The sequence below is a fragment of the Pseudarthrobacter sp. PvP090 genome (assembly GCF_040547365.1).
In the GTDB taxonomy this organism is placed as follows: Bacteria; Actinomycetota; Actinomycetes; order Actinomycetales; family Micrococcaceae; genus Arthrobacter.
Genome location: NZ_JBEPPO010000006.1, coordinates 243192 through 260095, shown reverse-complemented (window position 1 = coordinate 260095; position 16904 = coordinate 243192). Strand labels below are relative to the sequence as shown.

Genomic DNA, 16904 nt, shown 5'->3' with positions numbered 1-16904 from the left:
GCGGGACAGCGTGACCTGACTGGCTAGGCCGATAGCCCAGCCAGCCAGGCCGGCCCCATAGGCCAGCCAGACGGACCAGCCAGACAGACCAGCCAGACAGACCAGCCAGACAGACCAGCCAGCCAGGCACCCCTGGTGCGGAGCGTGAGCCGGAGGCTTGCGCAGAATTCGAGGAAAGCCAAGTTGACACCCGTAGTGAGCCTCCGCGGAGCCTCCCTCGCGTTCGGTAAACGCACGTTGTGGGAGGGCCTGGATCTGGACATCAACCCGGGAGAATTCTTCGCTGTCCTCGGCCCGAACGGCAGCGGTAAGACGACGTTCCTCAAGGTGCTGCTCGGACTGCAGGAGCTGAGCGCCGGCACGGCCATGCTCGCGGGCCGGCCCGTGGAGCGGGGCAGCCGGGGGATCGGCTATGTCCCGCAGCAGAAGTCGTTCGACCCTGACACCCCGCTGCGCGCCCGCGACCTCGTGGGGCTCGGCGTCGACGGCCACCGCTGGGGTCTGCGGCTTGGCGCGGCGAAAGTGAACCGCAGGATCGATGAGCTGCTCGATCTGGTCGGGGCCGCCGACTACGCAAAAGTCCCTGTCGGCCAGCTCTCCGGCGGTGAGCAGCAGCGGTTGCGGGTGGCGCAGGCCCTTGCCACCGATCCCAAGGTGCTGCTCTGCGACGAGCCCCTGCTGTCCCTCGACCTGCAGCACCAGCAGGCCGTCAGTGCGCTGATCAACAGGCAATGCCACGACCAGGACAGTGCCGTGGTGTTCGTGACGCACGAGATCAACCCGATCATGGACTACGTGGACCGGGTGCTGTACCTGGCCGGCGGACGGTTCCGGGTGGGCCCGCCGGAAGAGGTCATGACCACGGAGGTGCTGTCCGATCTTTACGGCAGCCACGTCGAAGTGATCAACGCCAACGGACGGCTGATCGTCGTCGGACTGCCGGATGCCACGACGCACCACCACGAGGACGCCCACGTTGTGGCGGGGGAGGTGGGCTAGATGGACCTGGACAGCCTGCTCAATTCAATCTTCAACTTCGAAAATTACGGCGAGCTGGTCGCGCTGGTGCAGAACTCCCTCTGGGCGGGCGCGGTGCTGGGCCTGCTGGGCGGGCTGATCGGAACCTTCGTGATGAAGCGTGACCTGGCCTTCGCCGTCCATGGGATCTCCGAACTCTCCTTTGCCGGCGCGGCCTTTGCCCTGCTCATCGGGGTGGACATCGTCCTGGGCTCCCTGGTGGGATCCGTCGTGGCGGCGCTGCTGCTGGGCCTGCTGGGCGTCCGCGCCCGGGACAAGAACTCGATCATCGGCGTCATCATGCCGTTCGGGCTTGGCCTGGGCATCCTGTTCCTCTCCCTGTACGAGGGGCGCGCCGCCAACAAGTTCGGCCTTCTCACCGGCCAGATAGTGTCCGTCGGAACCGTCCAGCTCCAGGTGCTGGCGGTCGCCGCCGTCGTGGTGATGATTGCCCTGGTGGCCATCTGGCGTCCGCTGACCTTCGCCAGTGTGGATCCCGACGTCGCGCAGGCCCGGGGTGTGCCCGTGCGGGCGCTTGCCATCGGGTTTATGCTGCTGCTCGGCGTCAGCGTGGCGCTCTCCATCCAGATTGTTGGCGCCCTGCTGGTGCTGGCGCTGCTGATCACTCCCGCGGCGGCGGCCATGCGGGTGACGTCCTCACCGCGGCTGGTGGTGATCCTCAGTGTGGTGTTCGCCATGACGGCCACCGTCGGCGGCATCCTGCTGGCCCTCGGCGGCCGGATCCCCATCAGCCCGTACGTGACCACACTGTCCTTCCTGATCTACGTCGTCTGCCGGGTGATCGGCGGGATCCGGGCCAAGCGCGGGATGAACGGCCGGGTGCTGCGCAGCGCGGCGGTGCCGGCCGCCTGAGCCCCCGGGCCGGAGTCCCTCTTCGCGGGGCATTAGTGCATCACTGCAAGAATGCATTTGTGCAATCTTTGCAGTCGTGCAATTCTTGAACCCATGACTGCCGCTGCGGTGCTGCCCCTGCGGGAGCGCAAAAAAGCCGAGACCTGGACCGCCCTCCACGAGGCGGCCGCGTCTCTTGCCCTGCAACACGGCGTCGACCAGACCACCGTTGAGGCCATCGCCGCCAGGGCCGGCGTCTCACCGCGGACCTTCTTCAACTATTTCCCCGTGAAGGAAGACGCCATCGTGGGGTTGCGTGAACCCGTCCTGGACGAGGAACAGCTCTCCCGAATCTCCGCCACCGCCGATGACCTGGTCGGACAGGTTTCGCGGCTGCTGGTGACGGTCGCCTGGACGGCGATCGGGGGCACCGACCGCAGCAGGCGCCGCCAGCTCATTGCCCGGTATCCCCATCTGGGGCGCCGCCACATGGATTACATGGTCAAAGCCGAGAGCCTCGTCTGCCAGGGACTCTCCGGCGTGCTGGCCCGGGACCCCGCCTGGGCGGACGGTGCCGAAGGCTTCAGCCTCGAGGAAGCCGCGCGCATGCTGGTCATGATCGCCGGCGTCCCCATCCGCTTCGATCTCACCTCCACCGATTTTGACCCCGCCGAGGGGATCTCCACGGAGACCCTTGGGCCGTCGTTGGCTCTGCTCCACCATTTACTAAGGAAAATTTCATGACCAAGCATGCTGTCCCCGCGGCGGGACCGGCCGAAGGAAAGCAGCACATGGTGCTGCTCTTCGTGGCCCTGATGCTCTCGATGCTGCTGGCTGCCCTGAACCAGACCGTGCTCAGCACGGCCCTGCCCACCATCGTGGGCGAACTCCATGGTGTCAGCGACATGCTCTGGGTCATCACGGCCTTCATTCTCGCCTCCACCATCACGATGCCCATCTACGGCAAGCTTGGTGACCTGATGGGACGCAGAGCCCTGCTGATGGCCGCCATCATCCTGTTTATGATTGGGTCCGTCATCGGGGGCCTGGCAAACGACATGGCTGTGCTGATCACCGCCCGGGTCGTCCAGGGACTGGGCGGCGGCGGCCTGATGATCCTGTCGCAGGCCGTCATCGCCGACGTCGTACCGCCCCGCGAACGCGGCAAGTACATGGGGATGATGGGCGGCGTCTTCGCCATTGCCTCCGTTGCCGGTCCGCTGCTGGGCGGCTGGTTCACCGAAGGACCCGGCTGGCGCTGGGTGTTCTGGATCAACATCCCGCTTGGCCTGCTCGCGCTGGCCGGCGCCGTGTTCTTCCTCAAGCTTCCGAAGCACAGCGGCAAACCGCGCCTGGACCTCGGCGGAATGCTGTTGCTCGCGATCGCCACGACTTGCCTCGTGCTGTTCGCCACCTGGGGCGGCAGCAAGTACGAGTGGAGCGACCCCGTGATCCTGGCGCTGATCGCCGGCACGATTCTCAGCGCGGCTGCCTTCGTCCTGGTGGAGCGCCGCACGGCCGAGCCGATCATCCCGCTGCACCTGTTCAAGGACCTCAACTTCAATCTTGCGACGGTCGCCGGCCTGCTGATCGGCGTGGCCATGTTCGGCGCCATCGGCTACCTGCCGACCTACCTGCAGATGGCATTCAGCGTCAACGCCACCGAGTCCGGGCTGCTGATGATTCCGATGATGGGCGCCCTGCTGGTTGCCTCGGTGGTCTCCGGGCAGATGGTCAGCAGGACCGGACGCTACAAGTGGATGCCGATCGCGGGCGGGGTGCTGGTTGCCATCGCCCTAGTGCTGCTCTCCACCCTCAAGCCGGGAGCGCCGCTCTGGGAAATCTGCGCTTACCTGGCCGTGATGGGCCTGGGTCTGGGACTGAGCATGCAGATCATGGTGCTCATTGTGCAGAACTCCTTCCCGCTGCGCGAAGTCGGCACGGCAACGGCGTCGAACAACTTCTTCCGGCAGATCGGCGCCACCCTCGGCTCCGCAGTGGTGGGAAGCCTCTTCGCGAGCCGGCTCGCCGGGCTGCTTGCCGAGCGTCTTCCGGCCTCGGCCACCGGGGGCGGCACGCCGGGAGGATCGAACTCGCTCACTCCTGCAGTGGTCAGCCAGCTTCCCGCGCCGATTAAGGAGGCCATCATTTCCTCCTACAATGACGCGCTGACACCCATCTTCGTCTGGATGGTTCCGCTGGCGCTCGTCGCTGCCGTGCTGATGTGCTTCGTCAAGCAAAAGCCGCTCGCAACTGCCATCGAGCACGACGTCCTGTCCGAATCCATTTCGGAAGGCAACATCCTGATCACTGCCGACGACGCCGACGAGGACCTTGCGCCGGCCGGCAAGGCCAGGACCTAGACGGCAGCCCGGGCCGTGCAGTCCGGGCACAGCCCGAAGATCTCCACCGTGTGTTCCACCGCGGTGAAGCCGTGCTCGGTCGCCGTCCGTGCGGCCCAGGCCTCGACCGCGGGTGCCTCGACCTCGACGGCCTTGCCACAACTGCGGCACAGCAGATGGTGGTGATGGCCGGTGACGGCGCAACGCCGGTACACGGCCTCGCCGTCGGCATTCCGCAGCACGTCCACCAGGCCCTCGTCCGCGAGGGACTGCAGAATCCGGTACGACGTTGCGAGGGACACCGAGGTGCCGCGGTCCTGCAGAATGCGGTGCAGCTCCTGGGTGCTGACGAAGTCCGTCAGCTCGTCGAGGACGGCGCTGACCGCCAGGCGTTGCTTGGTGACCCGCTGTTCCTTGGCCGCGGCGGGAGCCGGCGCCGGGGCCCGGCTGCCGTCGGCTGTGGCGCCGTGGGACATCGTGGAACTCGCTTCGCTGGTGGTCTCGATACGGGGTGGTGGCAAGGTCCCAGATTACCAGCCGGGCGCGTGGACAGCGCCGGGTCGGGACCCTAGGCTGGGCGGATGAAGCTGACGAAGTTCACCCATGCCTGTGTCCGGCTCGAGAAGGACGGCAAAGTGCTGGTCTTCGATCCGGGGAACTTCTCCGAGACGGACCAGGCCCTCGCCGGCGCCGACGCCGTGCTGGTCACCCACGAACATGCCGACCACATCGACGTCGACGCCGTCGTTGCCGCCCTCTTGGCCGGCACGTCCCTGCAGCTGTATGCACCCTCAGGTGTCGCGGCGCAGCTGCGCGGCAAGGTGCCCGACGCTGCGCCGCGGATCCATACCGCGGTTCCCGGCGGGGACTTCGAGACGGCAGGGTTCGCCGTCCGGTGCTTTGGCGGGCAGCACGCGCTGATCCATCCGCAGATTCCGGTGGTGGCCAATATCGGCTATTTCGTGGACTCCAACGTCTACCACCCGGGGGATTCGTTCATCGTGCCCGACGGTGTGGACGTCCGGACGCTGCTGGTGCCGGTCCACGCACCCTGGAACAAGGTGGGGGAGGTGGTCGACTTCGTGATCGGAGTCCGCGCCCCGACGGCCTTCCCGATCCACGACGCCCTGCTTAACGACAACGGGCGCGGAATCGTGGAAGGTCACGTGACGCGGTTCGGCGCCAAGTACGGCACCGAATACCGGCACCTCTCAAGCGGGGACAGCGTCGAGGTCTAGCTAGACCGGCCAGGCCCCGGTGGCGAAGAATTCCCGGAGGGTCGCTTCATGCGGTTCGGGGTCCAGGCCCTGGGACTGCAGCCACTCCGGGTTGTAGTAGTTCCCGGCGTAGCGGTCCCCGCCGTCGCACATCAGCGACACGACACTGCCCCGGCGGCCCTGGGCGATCATCTCCGCGATGAGCTGCCAGACGCCCCACAGGTTGGTGCCGGTGGAGGGTCCGGCGTGCAGGCCGGCGTGGTCGAGCAGATGGCGCATCGCGGCCACCGAGGCCGCGTCCGGGACCTGGACCATGTGGTCGATGACCGCCGGGACAAAGCTCGGTTCCAACCGTGCCCGGCCGATTCCCTCAATCCGTGAAGGCAAGCCGGTGGCGCCCGAGGCCGCGCCGCCGTCGCGGCCTTCCAGCCAGCCGGGGTAGAACGCGGAGTTCTCCGGATCCACGACGGCGAGTTCCGTGTCGTGGCGGTGGTACCGGAGGTAGCGGCCGATGGTGGCGCTGGTGCCGCCGGTGCCGGCGCCCACCACGATCCAGCGGGGGATCGGGTGTTCCTCAAGGGCCAGCTGGTCGAAGATGGACTCGGCGATGTTGTTGTTGCCCCGCCAGTCTGTGGCCCGCTCGGCGTAGGTGAACTGGTCCATGTAGTGGCCGTTGGTGCGATGGGCGAGTTCCGCGGCGGCCTCGTACACTTCCGAGGCGTGGTCCACGAGCAGGCAGGAGCCGCCGAACTGCTCGATCAGTGCGATTTTCTCCCGGCTGGTGGTCCGGGCCATCACCGCAATGAACGGCAGCCCCAGCAACCGGGCGAAATAGGCTTCGGACACGGCGGTGCTGCCGCTGGAGGCCTCAACGATGGTGGTGCCTTCCGAGATCCAGCCGTTGACCAGGCCGAAGAGGAACAGCGAGCGGGCCAGCCGGTGCTTCAGGCTGCCGGTCCGGTGCGTTGACTCGTCCTTGAGGTACAGCTGGACGCCCCACTGCCCGGGAAGCGGCACGGAGTATAAGTGGGTGTCCGCGGACCGGTTGTTCTCTGCGTTGATTCTGCGGATGGCCTCGGTGGCCCACGCCCTGTCCTGCTGTCGCGCTCTGATCACCGCACCAGCCTACCCGCGGCTGCAGATTCCGCTGGATAGAGTTGGCGGATGCAGACCCTCATTGATGTAGCCACCTTGAAGGACCGGCTGGACAGTGCCGGCAACACTGGCCGGCGGACCGTGGTGCTGGATGTGCGGTGGGCGCTCGGCGATCCGCACGGCCGGGAACACTACCTTGCCGGACACCTCCCCGGCGCCGTCTTCGTGGACCTCGCCACGGAACTGGCCGGACCCGCGGACCCGGGCCGCGGCCGGCACCCGCTCCCGGCACTGGACCAGTTCCAGGCATCCGTCCGCTCCTGGGGCGTGCGCAGCCGTGACGTCGTGGTGGCCTATGACGACAGCGGCAACCTGGCCGCTGCCCGGCTCTGGTGGATGCTGCGGAACGCCGGCCTTCCCGAGGTCTACCTGCTCGACGGCGGCCTGGCCGCCTGGCGTGCTGCGGGCTTCGGCGTCGAAAGCGGCGAACGCCACGCGGCGCCGGGGGACGTCGTGCTGACGGGCGGTGCCATGCCCTTGATCGACGCCGGGGAGGCGGCATCCTGGGGCCAGCGGGGCCTGCTGCTGGACGCCCGGGCGGGGGAGCGGTACCGGGGCGAGTTCGAACCGGTGGACCCGCGGGCAGGCCATATCCCGGGAGCCGTGAGCGCTCCGACGACGGCGAATGTCGGTGCGGACGGCAGGTTCCTCTCCCCGGCGGCGTTGCGTGAACGCTTCACGAGTCTCGGAGTGCGCGCCGATGTCCCCACCGCTGTCTACTGCGGTTCCGGCGTCACGGCGGCCCACGAAATTGCGGCCCTCGAAATCGCCGGATTCCCTGCGGCGCTGTATCCCGGGTCATTCTCGGAATGGTCCAACAATGCCGCAAACCCGGTTGTAACCGGGGACGCGCCATATGCGGAGGGCACCGCCGCGGACTAAAGGAACGGGCAGCCCACACGCACCGCCCGTCGATCTGCGGATCGGCGGGCGGCGTTGTTCTGGGAACGTTCGTCGCGGCCGCCGTCCGGGCACGACGGCGGCGGCGCGGCCGCGGAGCGCCCGTGACGGGCGCTAGTTCAGGCGGCGAGCCGGTTTTTCGCCCGGGCGCGCAGCCGGATTGCGGCCTGGCGGCGTTCGGGGCGATGGTTGCGGCTTCTGATCACGGCTTGGTCCAGTTCCTGTTGGCGGACAGGGGTTCCCGGCGGTGGCGGTGCGGTGGAGTGGTAGGTGTGGCCGGTGGGGGTGGTGACGTCGAGGGTGTGCCGTGGGCCGGGGCGTGGCCGGGAACTCCAGCCGGGAAGTTCTTTGGTGTGGTTGCAGGCTTCGCAGAGTCCGGCGCCGTTGTTCCGGGTGGTGGTGCCGTTGTGGTGCCAGGGGATGATGTGGTCGAAGTGGCGGATGGGGGCGTCGCAGTAGGGGGTGCGGCAGGTGTCGTCGCGGGCGGTGAGGAAGCGGCGGAGCCCTGGCGGGAAGAGCCGGGCGCGGGAGTCCATGGCGGTGAGGTCGCCGGTGCCGGGGGCGGTGTAGAGCCGGCGCAGCCAGATATTCATGGGCTTGTCCCCGCTGCTGTCCCCGCGGCTGTCCACGGTGGCTTCCCCGGTGCCGTCCCGGGACCGGGTCCCGGTTCCGGCGGCGTGCTGTCCCGCCGCACCTGGTACCGCGTCCAGTCGTGTTGCGCCAGATCCCGCCGGGTCTTTTCCGGGGTTGGTGAGCATGTCGCGGGCCCAGCCGGCGGTGACGATGCCGTAGCCGGGGAGGCGGGCGGGTTCGGTGTCGCCCTGGAAGAGGGTGCGGTCGGTCATGACGAGCTGGATCTCGATCCCGCTGATCCCGCCCGCCTTTCCCGTGGTGCGTTCGACCAGGGCGTCGGCCATGAGCTGCCCGCGGGTGCGGGGGTCCCCGGACCCGCGGAGGGTGTCGGCGTGCCGGGTGAGGCCGGCGTACACGGCGACACCCTGGGCGACGGGGAGCAGTGCGGTGAGGTAGCACATGGTGTCCGGGGCCGGGCGGAGGCTGACGTGCCGTTCGGTGGCGGCGTGGCTGGCCCGCTGGGTGACCGAACGCGGATCCCGGCGGTAGGCGGCGGCCCTGGCCGCGGCAATGATCTTCCGGTCCCCGGCGCCGTCGAACGTCCCGGCATCGGGGGCGAGCTCTTCGTCGACGGCGGCCCGGTCCGCCGCGGACAGGCACGCCGTTTCCTTCACCAAAAGGGTCGCCCGCCATTCGTTGAGCTGCCCGGTCTCCAGGGCGGCGAGGGTGTGGGGCATTTCGGTGACGAGGGCTTTGGCCAGGCCCAGGAGCCGGCCGCCCTTGGCCGGGGATTCCCGCCGGGCCAGGGCGATCTGCGCGCCGACCCCGGATCCCAGCTCCGCCGCGGGCATCCCGGCGTCGGCCTGTTCACGGCGCTGGAGCAGGTCGAAGGCGACGGACAGACGGGCCTGGCGGGCGGACAGAGCAGACTTTCGGTCTTCCAGGGACCGGATTTCAGCAATCAAAAGCGCACCGTCCAGCTCAGGCACGTCCCCGGACGGCCGGCCAGCGGCCAGCGACCGGGCCACATCCATGACCGTCACCTGTTCTGGCTGAGCCACTTCTTCTGGCTGAACCACTTCGGGCCCCTGCTCGCCGTCCATGGAACCACGCTATCGGGCACCTGCGACATTAATACCCCGATTTATCCCGCCGCACGCATCGTCACGAATCGCCTGTCCGACTGCCACCGCCAAGCCGCCCAACACGCACCTCAGGGACGCGGGGAAAAGTACTGCCCGGCTTCCCACAACAGCTACGCGGGGTCAGACAGCGCCCATAAACCGCCGCCGGATGGGCCGCGCCTGACCCCGCGTTGCCCATCGTTCCTTGGATGGCCAGGCTGATCCCTGTCCTGATTGGATAAGTCCCGTCACCCGGGGGTAGCGTCGAGGCATGACTCCTGGACGCCCCGTACCGCCGCCCCTCGCCAAACCGCTGCCCGATCTTGGCGCGCCGTCCGAAGCCACTGACGGCCCGCACCTCGCCGCCGCCTACGGAGCGACAGCCAGCGACAGCGGCCTGGTGCCCCTGACGGTGGCCCGCCGCGCGGCGAAGGAAGACGACGTCGAGATCGCCATCGAATTCTGCGGGCTTTGCCACTCGGACGTCCACGCCACCCGGGGCGAATGGGGACACCAGAACTACCCGCTGGTCCCCGGCCACGAAATCGTGGGCCGGGTCAGCCGCGTCGGGTCCGCCGTCGACGACTTCACCATCGGCGAGCTGGTCGGCGTCGGCTGCCTGGTCGATTCCTGCCGTGAATGCGACAGCTGCCTCGACGGCCTGGAGCAGTACTGCGAGAACGGCATGACGGGGACCTACGGCTCGAAAGACCGCCGCAACGGGGACGCCATCACCCAGGGCGGCTACGCCACCTCCGTCGTCGTTGACCGCCGGTACGTGCTGCACGTCCCGGAAAGCCTCGACCCCGCCGCCGCGGCGCCGCTGCTGTGCGCCGGCGTCACCACCTACTCGCCGCTGCGCCACTTCGACGTCGAGGAGGGGGACGTCGTCGGCGTCATTGGCCTGGGCGGACTGGGCCACATGGCCGTGAAGCTGGCCAAGGCCATGGGCGCCGAAGTGAAGGTCTTCACGACGTCGGAGTCCAAAATCGCCGCCGCCCGGGAGCTCGGCGCGGACGCGGTCATCCTGTCCCGCGACGCGGCCGCGATGGATGCCGCGAACCGGAGCATCGACGTCATCATCGACACCGTCGCAGCGCCCCACGACCTCAACCCGTATTTCCGCACCCTGCGCGTTGGCGGGGCCCTCTTCCAGCTCGGGCTCCCGTCCGAGGACATGCCCCCGGTGAACCCCGGGGCACTGATCCGGCGCCGGATCGCGTACGCCGGATCGCTGATCGGCGGCATCGCCGAGACCCAGGAGATGCTGGATTTCTGCGCCGAACACGGCGTCGCCTCGGACGTCGAGGTGGTCCGTGCCGATCAGCTCAATGACGCCTACGACCGCATGGTGGCCGGCGATGTGAAGTACCGTTTTGTCCTGGACACCAGTACCCTCGGAACACCCTCGGAAAGGGCAGACGCATGAGCACTCTCTTCACCAGGATCATCAACGGCGAGATCCCCGGCCGCTTCGTCTGGCGCGAGGACGACGTCGTGGCGTTCCTGACGGTGGGTCCGCTCGCCGACGGCCACACCCTCGTGGTGCCTACCGAGGAAGTCGACCGCTGGACGGATGCGTCCCCCGAGGTGCTGGCGCGGGTGATGCAGGTGGCCCAGAAGATCGGCGCCGTGCAGGTTGAGGTATTCGACGCGGCACGCGCCGGACTCATCGTGGCCGGGTACGAAATTAATCATCTGCACGTCCACGTATGGCCCTCCAACACGATGGCGGACTTTGACTTCGGCTCCGTGGACCAGAACCCCGATCCCGCACGGTTGGACGCCAACGCCGAGAAGCTCCGCGAAGGCCTCCGGCAAGCCGGACACGCGGCCCACGTCCCGCAGGCCTGAGGCTGCGCGGCTCCGGCCGACTCTGCGCCGCCGCTGGCGCCGGCTTGCACCCCTGGGGGTGTCAGGCCGGCGCCAGCGCCTTATTAAGCACCGCACGGATCCGCTTCTCGGAGACCGAGTAGGCGGTCCCGAGTTCGACCGCGAAGAGGCTCACCCTGAGCTCCTCGATCATCCAGCGGACCTGTGTTAACTCCGCGCCGGCCCGCCGGCCGGGGAGCAGCGCCGACACGGCGTCGTCGTAGTCGTCCTCCAGGGCCTGGACCGCGGCCATGTTCTGGGCGTCCCGCTGGACGTTGCCGGGGAGCTTCTCAAGCCGCTTCTCGATCGCGGCCAGGTAGCGCGGCAGCTGGCTGAGCTGGCCGTAGCCCGTGCGTGCCACAAAACCGGGGAACACGAGTTGCTCCAGCTGGCTCTTGACGTCGTTGAGGGCGCTGATCAGGGCCAGGCTCGTGGTGCCCTTGAGCGCCTTCTCGATCCGCCGGGTGCTGGCCAGGATGCGTTCCACGACGGCGGTGACCGTGAAGACCGTGTCAATCAGTTCGGCGCGGACCTTCTCGTACAGTGCGTTGAAGGACGCCTCGTCCCACGGCAGTTCGGCCGGGGTGAGCTTGTCGATGGCGGCGAGGGCGCAGTCGGCAATCAGTGCGGTGACGGAACCGTGCGGGTTCTGGCTGAACGTGAGTTTCTCGGTGTTGTTCAGGTGTTCCAGGACGTAGCGGTCCGGCGGCGGCACCTTCAGGGCGAGCAGGCGGATGACGCCGCCGCGCATGGCCTGTTCCTGTTCGGAGCCCGACTGGAAGAGCCGCAGCGCCACGGACTTGCCTTCATCCACGAGCGCCGGGTAGCCGGTGACGGTATGCCCCTTCACCGCGCCCTGGACCTGGCGCTGCAGTGTGCCGAAGGACCAGGACGTCAGCCCCGCCTGCTCGGAAAAACCGGTCGCGGCCGCCGACACAGCGGAATCCGCGGTCCCCGGCACAGCACCGGCGGCCTGGGCTGCCGTCGTGACGGACGTCTTGCCGCCGGCCTTCCCGTTGGACCTGCCGTTCGAGGCGGGGGCCGTCGTCGCGGGCGTGGCGCCCAGCGACTCGGCGATCGCCCGGCGGGTGGCCGGCGCCAGCCGTTCCTGCAGCACTCCGAGGTCCTTGCCCTCGTCCAGGACCTTCCCCTGCGAATCCACGACGCGGAAACTCACCCGCAGGTGCGGTGGTACGGCGTCCCAGTTCCAGGAATTCGGCGGGATGACCTGGCCGCGGAGCCGGCGCAGGACGAGCTCCAGGGAGGCCTCGAGTTCGTCGGCGGCCGGATCGAAGTCCGCTTCGAGGGCGGCGACGGCCTGCCGGGCGACGTCCGGGGCCGGCACGAAGTTCTTGCGTACCTGCTTGGGAAGCGATTTGATCAGGGCCGTGACCAGCTCCACCCGCTGGCCGGGAATCAGCCAGCGGAACGCGGCGTCGTCGAGCTGGTTCAGGAACAGCACGGGCACCTCGGCGGTGACGCCGTCGGACGGGTTGGGCGGCGAGCCGGGGGCCACGGGGTGGAACTCGTAGCTCAGCGGCAGCTCAAAGCCCTTGTGCAGCAGCGTCTTCGGGTAGGCCGAGTCGTACAGGGCATCGGCATCCTCGCTGATCAGCAGCGCCTGGTCGAAGTCGAGCAGCGCGGGGTCCTGCTGCCGCGCGTCCTTCCACCACTTGTCGAAGTGCCGCTCGGACACAACTTCCTTGCCGATCCGGGCGTCGTAGAACTCGAAGAGTGTCTCGTCGTCCACCAGGATGTCCCGGCGCCGCATCCGGGCCTCGAGTTCCTCGACCTCGAGGAGGAGCGCGCGGTTGCGGTGGAAGAACTTGTGGTGGGTCTGCCAGTCGCCCTCGACCAGGGCATGCCGGATGAACAGCTCCCGGCAGAGCTCCGGATCCACCTTGCCGTAGTTGATCCGGCGGCTCGGGATGATGGGCACGCCGTACAGCGTGACCTTCTCATGGGCCATCACCGAGCCCATCTTCTTGGACCAGTGCGGTTCGCTGTAGCTGCGCTTGACCAGGTCCGGCGCCACCTGCTCAACCCAGAGCGGATCGAATTTCGCGGCCACCCGGGCCCACAGCCGGCTCGTCTCCACGAGTTCCGCGGCCATCACGAACGTGGGGGACTTCTTGAACAGGGCCGAGCCGGGGAAGATCGCGAAGCGGCTGCCGCGGGCGCCGGCGTACTCGCGCTTGCGCTCATCGAGGATACCCACGTGGCTCAGCAGGCCCGAGAGCAGGCTGATGTGGATGCCCTCATGGTGGCCCACCGGATCGGCCAGGCGCTTGTTGTCCAGGCTGATGCCCAGCGGCCGGGCCAGCTGGCGCAGCTGCGCAAACAGGTCCTGCCACTCGCGGACGCGCAGGTAGTTGATGAACTCGGCACGGCAGAGCCGGCGGAAGGCCGTGGAGGAGAGCTCCTGCTGCTTCTCCTGAATGTAGTTCCAGAGGTTCAGGAAGCCGGTGAAGTCCGAGTTCTCGTCCCGGAAGCGCGCGTGCTTCTCCGCGGCGAGCTGCTGCTTGTCGGTCGGGCGCTCGCGCGGGTCCTGGATGGTCAGCGCCGCGGCGAGGATCATGACCTCGCGGACGCAGCCGCGCTTGCCGGACTCGACGATCATCCGGCCAAGCCTCGGGTCCACGGGAAGCTGGGCAAGCTGCTGCCCGACGGCGGTCAGCCCGCCGCCGTTTCTTCCGGCCGCCGGCCGGCGGCCGGGGCGGCCGTCGCCGTCGCCGTCGCCCGTCTCCTCCTGCGGGCGCGCGGCGCTCAAGGCGCCCAGCTCGCGCAGAAGAGTGACGCCGTCGTTGATGGCCCGGGAATCCGGCGGCTCCACGAACGGGAAGTTCTCGACATCCTTGGGCCCGCGGGCGACGCCCATCGCGGTCATCTGGAGGATGACGGCGGCGAGGTTGGTGCGCAGGATTTCGGGATCCGTGAACGGCGGCCGGGACTCGAAGTCCTCCTCCGAGTACAGCCGGATGGCGATGCCGTCGGAGACGCGGCCGCAGCGGCCGGAGCGCTGGTTTGCGGACGCCTGCGAGACCCGCTCGATCGGCAAGCGCTGGACCTTGGTGCGGTGCGAGTACCGCGAGATGCGGGCGGTGCCGGTGTCGATGACGTACTTGATGCCGGGAACCGTCAGGGAGGTCTCGGCGACGTTGGTGGCAAGCACGATCCTGCGCTTGCTGCCGGGGTGGAAGACCTTGTGCTGTTCCTGCAGGCTCAGCCGGGCGAAGAGCGGGAGCACCTCGGTGCCGGCGAGCTTCCGGTTGGACTGGATCCTGCCGTGGAGCGCCTCGGCGGCGTCACGGATTTCGCGTTCGCCGGAGAAAAAGATCAGGATGTCGCCGGGCGCCTCCTGCGCGAGTTCGTCGACGGCATCGCAGACGGCGTCGAGCGGATCGCGGTCCTCTTCCAGCTCGTCGTCGGAGGCAGTGCCTTCTCCGTCGTCGCCGGCGGCCCCGCCGGCCGGCTGGGACAGCGGACGGTAGCGGATCTCCACCGGATAGGTGCGCCCGGAGACCTCGATGATCGGCGACGGCTCGTCCTCGCTGCCGAAGTGCCTGGCGAAGCGCTGCGGATCGATGGTGGCCGAGGTGATGATGATCTTCAGATCCGGCCGCTGCGGCAGGATCCGCTTGAGGTATCCAAGGATGAAGTCGATGTTGAGGCTGCGCTCGTGCGCCTCGTCGATGATGATGGCGTTGTACCGGCGCAGCAGTTTGTCGCGCCGGATCTCGGCCAGCAGGATGCCGTCGGTCATGAGCTTGACCTTGGTGTTGCGGCCGACCTCCCCGGTGAAGCGGACCTGGAAGCCGACTTCCTGGCCGATGTCGACGCCGAGTTCCTCCGCGATGCGCTCCGCGACCGTGCGGGCGGCCAGCCGGCGCGGCTGCGTGTGGCCGATCAGCCCGTTCTCGCCGAGGCCAAGCTCCAGGCACATCTTCGGAATCTGGGTCGTCTTACCGGAACCGGTCTCGCCGGCGATGATGGTCACCTGGTTGGCCGCGATGGCGGCCATTAGGTCCTCGCGGCGCTCGGAGACCGGCAGCTCGGCGGGGTAGGAGATATGCAGTGTCATGGCTGCACACAGTCTACTGGGAACTGTCCGCGCGGCGGTTCCGCGACAAACTCCGGGACAGATTCCGGGACAAGTTCGGAGCAGATAAGTGCCCGGTCCCTGTCGGGGCCGGGCGGCGGGTGGTGGAAGGGGTGGTGGGCGGACAGGATGCGGTGATCGGGCCGGGACTCAGAAGATCCGGAAGGTGTAGTTGGTGCTGGGCAGGTCCAGGGCGGACCAGTAGTCTTCCGAGCGGACCGGAGGGTTGTGGCCCAGCCCGTCCTTGCGGAGTGCTGCGACGGTGGCCGCGAGGCCGATGACGATGAGGACGATGAAGGCGATTCCGATGAGTTCCATACCTCCATGGTGCTCCGGTGGGGGAGGCAAAAGAAGTGGCAGAAATGCCCAAAAAGCTATAATTTCTGCCACTGTTCTGCCAGAATGGATTCATGATCAAATCAGTGGCGATGATCGTGGTCCCCAACTTCTCGATCTTCGAGTTCGCGACCGCCTTCGAAGTGTTCGGTATAGACCGCTCGGCGCGCGATAACGGCGTTCCGGCGTTTGATTTCCGGGTCTGCACCCCAGTGCCGGGCGACGTCCCGATGAAGTCCGGGCTGTCCATGCACGTGGGTCTCGGGCTGGATGCTGCAGGCGACGCCGACCTCGTCATCATGACGCCCTTCGGCAACGACGAGGAGGTACCCGAATCTGTCGTGGACGCCCTGCGGGACGCCCACGCCCGCGGGGCCTGGGTCATGTCCATCTGCACCGGGGCCTTTGCGCTGGCCCGGGCAGGCCTGCTGGACGGCCGCCGCTGCACCACGCACTGGCACTACTCCCGGGAGCTCGCCAGCCGGTACCCCGCTGCGCTGGTCGACGAGAACGTCCTGTACGTCGAGGACAGCAGGATCATCACGAGCGCCGGCACGGCCGCCGGCATCGACGCCTGCCTGCATCTGGTGCGCGTGGAATTCGGTGCAAATGTGGCAGCCAGCATTGCCCGTGACATGGTGGTTCCGCCGCACCGCGACGGCGGCCAGGCGCAGTTCATCGACCGGCCCATCCCGCGCTGCGGCTCCGAGCCCATGGAGGAACTCCTGCAGTGGATGGTGCGGCACCTGGGGGAGGACCATTCGGTCAACGAGCTCGCCGCGCGGGTCCATATGTCGCCGCGGACGTTCGCCCGGCGCTTCCGTTCCGAGACGGGAGCGACTCCGGCGGCCTGGCTCAACTCACAGCGCGTGCTGCGGGCCCAGGAACTGCTGGAGACCACGGACCTCAACATCGACGAAATCGCCCGCGAATCCGGCTTCGGCCACTCGGTGCTGTTGCGGCACCACTTCGCCAAGGTGCTGGACACCAGCCCGCAGTCCTACCGTCGGACGTTCCGCGGACACTTGGCCGCGGCGGTCTAGATACTCCCATCAGGCTCGGCCGGATACCGGCGCGGCCGGTCCGGGGGCGTCAGCGCCGGGGTCCCTGTGGCCCGTCCGACGACGGCGGGGGCTCGGCCGCCGCTTTGGCCGTCTCGACGAGGTCCCGCCAAGGCCCGGTGACGGCCTGTTCGGGCAGGGTGGCGCGGTGCTGTCCGGCCCGGATGTTGTACAGGAACCGGTCCGGCTGGCCGGCGGCGGCACTCCGGCCCGACGTGGGGACGGCGTCCCACGGGCAGGCCTCAATGAGGGGCTGCCAGAGGTCCGTATCCTCCGGCGGCGTGGGCTGCACGGTCCACGTCCGCTTCATGCCGGCCATGCCGCCGCTGCGCTGGACGGTGATTTTCATCGGTCTC

General features: G+C 68.3%; 15 protein-coding genes. 9 read left to right on the top strand and 6 right to left on the bottom strand.

Features of this window, described 5'->3' with window-relative positions; all coding sequences use genetic code 11:
• The first annotated feature begins 183 nt into the window (after positions 1 to 183).
• The 4 genes from ABIC21_RS09355 (at position 184) to ABIC21_RS09340 (ending at position 4232) form a co-directional block, all read left to right on the top strand.
• Entirely contained in the window at positions 184 to 999 is an 816-nt protein-coding gene (locus ABIC21_RS09355; RefSeq protein WP_354350118.1) for a metal ABC transporter ATP-binding protein, read from the top strand.
• On the top strand, positions 1000 to 1890 hold the full coding sequence (locus ABIC21_RS09350) for a metal ABC transporter permease (RefSeq protein ID WP_354350117.1): 891 nt from the start codon (positions 1000 to 1002) through the stop codon (positions 1888 to 1890).
• Positions 1891 to 1983: 93 nt separating this feature from the next.
• Positions 1984 to 2613 carry a TetR/AcrR family transcriptional regulator gene (locus tag ABIC21_RS09345; protein WP_354350116.1) on the top strand — a complete coding sequence of 210 codons (630 nt, stop codon included), beginning with the start codon at positions 1984 to 1986 and terminating at the stop codon, positions 2611 to 2613.
• Positions 2610 to 4232: an MDR family MFS transporter gene (locus ABIC21_RS09340; protein WP_354350115.1), complete on the top strand. Its 1623-nt coding sequence runs from the start codon at positions 2610 to 2612 to the stop codon at positions 4230 to 4232. Before ABIC21_RS09345 ends, ABIC21_RS09340 begins: the two co-directional genes overlap by 4 nt.
• Here ABIC21_RS09340 and ABIC21_RS09335 read toward each other — a convergent pair.
• Positions 4229 to 4687, bottom strand: a complete 459-nt coding sequence (locus ABIC21_RS09335) for a Fur family transcriptional regulator (protein ID WP_354350170.1) — start codon at positions 4685 to 4687, stop codon at positions 4229 to 4231. The genes ABIC21_RS09340 and ABIC21_RS09335 overlap by 4 nt on opposite strands.
• 105 nt (positions 4688 to 4792) lie before the next feature.
• Here ABIC21_RS09335 and ABIC21_RS09330 point away from each other — a divergent pair, with 105 nt between their 5' ends.
• Positions 4793 to 5449, top strand: coding sequence for an MBL fold metallo-hydrolase (locus ABIC21_RS09330; protein WP_354350114.1), 657 nt, complete (start codon positions 4793 to 4795; stop codon positions 5447 to 5449).
• Here ABIC21_RS09330 and ABIC21_RS09325 read toward each other — a convergent pair whose 3' ends face one another.
• On the bottom strand, positions 5450 to 6544 hold the full coding sequence (locus ABIC21_RS09325) for a PLP-dependent cysteine synthase family protein (RefSeq protein WP_354350113.1): 1095 nt from the start codon (positions 6542 to 6544) through the stop codon (positions 5450 to 5452).
• A gap of 48 nt (positions 6545 to 6592) precedes the next feature.
• Here ABIC21_RS09325 and ABIC21_RS09320 point away from each other — a divergent pair, with 48 nt between their 5' ends.
• Positions 6593 to 7465: a sulfurtransferase gene (locus ABIC21_RS09320; protein WP_354350112.1), complete on the top strand. Its 873-nt coding sequence runs from the start codon at positions 6593 to 6595 to the stop codon at positions 7463 to 7465.
• 137 nt (positions 7466 to 7602) lie between these two features.
• Here the strand turns inward: ABIC21_RS09320 and ABIC21_RS09315 are convergent, their stop codons facing one another.
• Entirely contained in the window at positions 7603 to 9090 is a 1488-nt protein-coding gene (locus ABIC21_RS09315; protein ID WP_354350169.1) for an HNH endonuclease, read from the bottom strand.
• Between the two features lie 361 nt (positions 9091 to 9451).
• On the opposite strand from ABIC21_RS09315, the gene ABIC21_RS09310 reads away from it, so the two are divergent.
• Both ABIC21_RS09310 and ABIC21_RS09305 read left to right on the top strand, forming a co-directional pair.
• Entirely contained in the window at positions 9452 to 10609 is a 1158-nt protein-coding gene (locus tag ABIC21_RS09310; RefSeq protein ID WP_354350111.1) for an NAD(P)-dependent alcohol dehydrogenase, read from the top strand.
• Positions 10606 to 11034 (top strand): HIT family protein, encoded by a 429-nt coding sequence (locus tag ABIC21_RS09305; protein WP_354350110.1) that lies wholly within the window; start codon positions 10606 to 10608, stop codon positions 11032 to 11034. Before ABIC21_RS09310 ends, ABIC21_RS09305 begins: the two co-directional genes overlap by 4 nt.
• A 61-nt stretch (positions 11035 to 11095) precedes the next feature.
• Here the strand turns inward: ABIC21_RS09305 and hrpA are convergent, their stop codons facing one another.
• Together hrpA and ABIC21_RS09295 are read right to left on the bottom strand one after the other, a co-directional pair.
• Positions 11096 to 15133 (bottom strand): ATP-dependent RNA helicase HrpA, encoded by a 4038-nt coding sequence (hrpA, locus tag ABIC21_RS09300; RefSeq protein WP_354350109.1) that lies wholly within the window; start codon positions 15131 to 15133, stop codon positions 11096 to 11098.
• A 168-nt stretch (positions 15134 to 15301) separates the two neighbouring features.
• Positions 15302 to 15469 carry a hypothetical protein gene (locus ABIC21_RS09295; protein WP_354350108.1) on the bottom strand — a complete coding sequence of 56 codons (168 nt, stop codon included), beginning with the start codon at positions 15467 to 15469 and terminating at the stop codon, positions 15302 to 15304.
• 92 nt (positions 15470 to 15561) lie between these two features.
• On the opposite strand from ABIC21_RS09295, the gene ABIC21_RS09290 reads away from it, so the two are divergent.
• On the top strand, positions 15562 to 16530 hold the full coding sequence (locus ABIC21_RS09290; RefSeq protein WP_354350107.1) for a GlxA family transcriptional regulator: 969 nt from the start codon (positions 15562 to 15564) through the stop codon (positions 16528 to 16530).
• A gap of 49 nt (positions 16531 to 16579) precedes the next feature.
• On the opposite strand, the gene ABIC21_RS09285 is transcribed toward ABIC21_RS09290, so the two are convergent.
• Positions 16580 to 16897, bottom strand: a complete 318-nt coding sequence (locus tag ABIC21_RS09285) for a protealysin inhibitor emfourin (RefSeq protein WP_354350106.1) — start codon at positions 16895 to 16897, stop codon at positions 16580 to 16582.
• Positions 16898 to 16904: the final 7 nt, after the last annotated feature.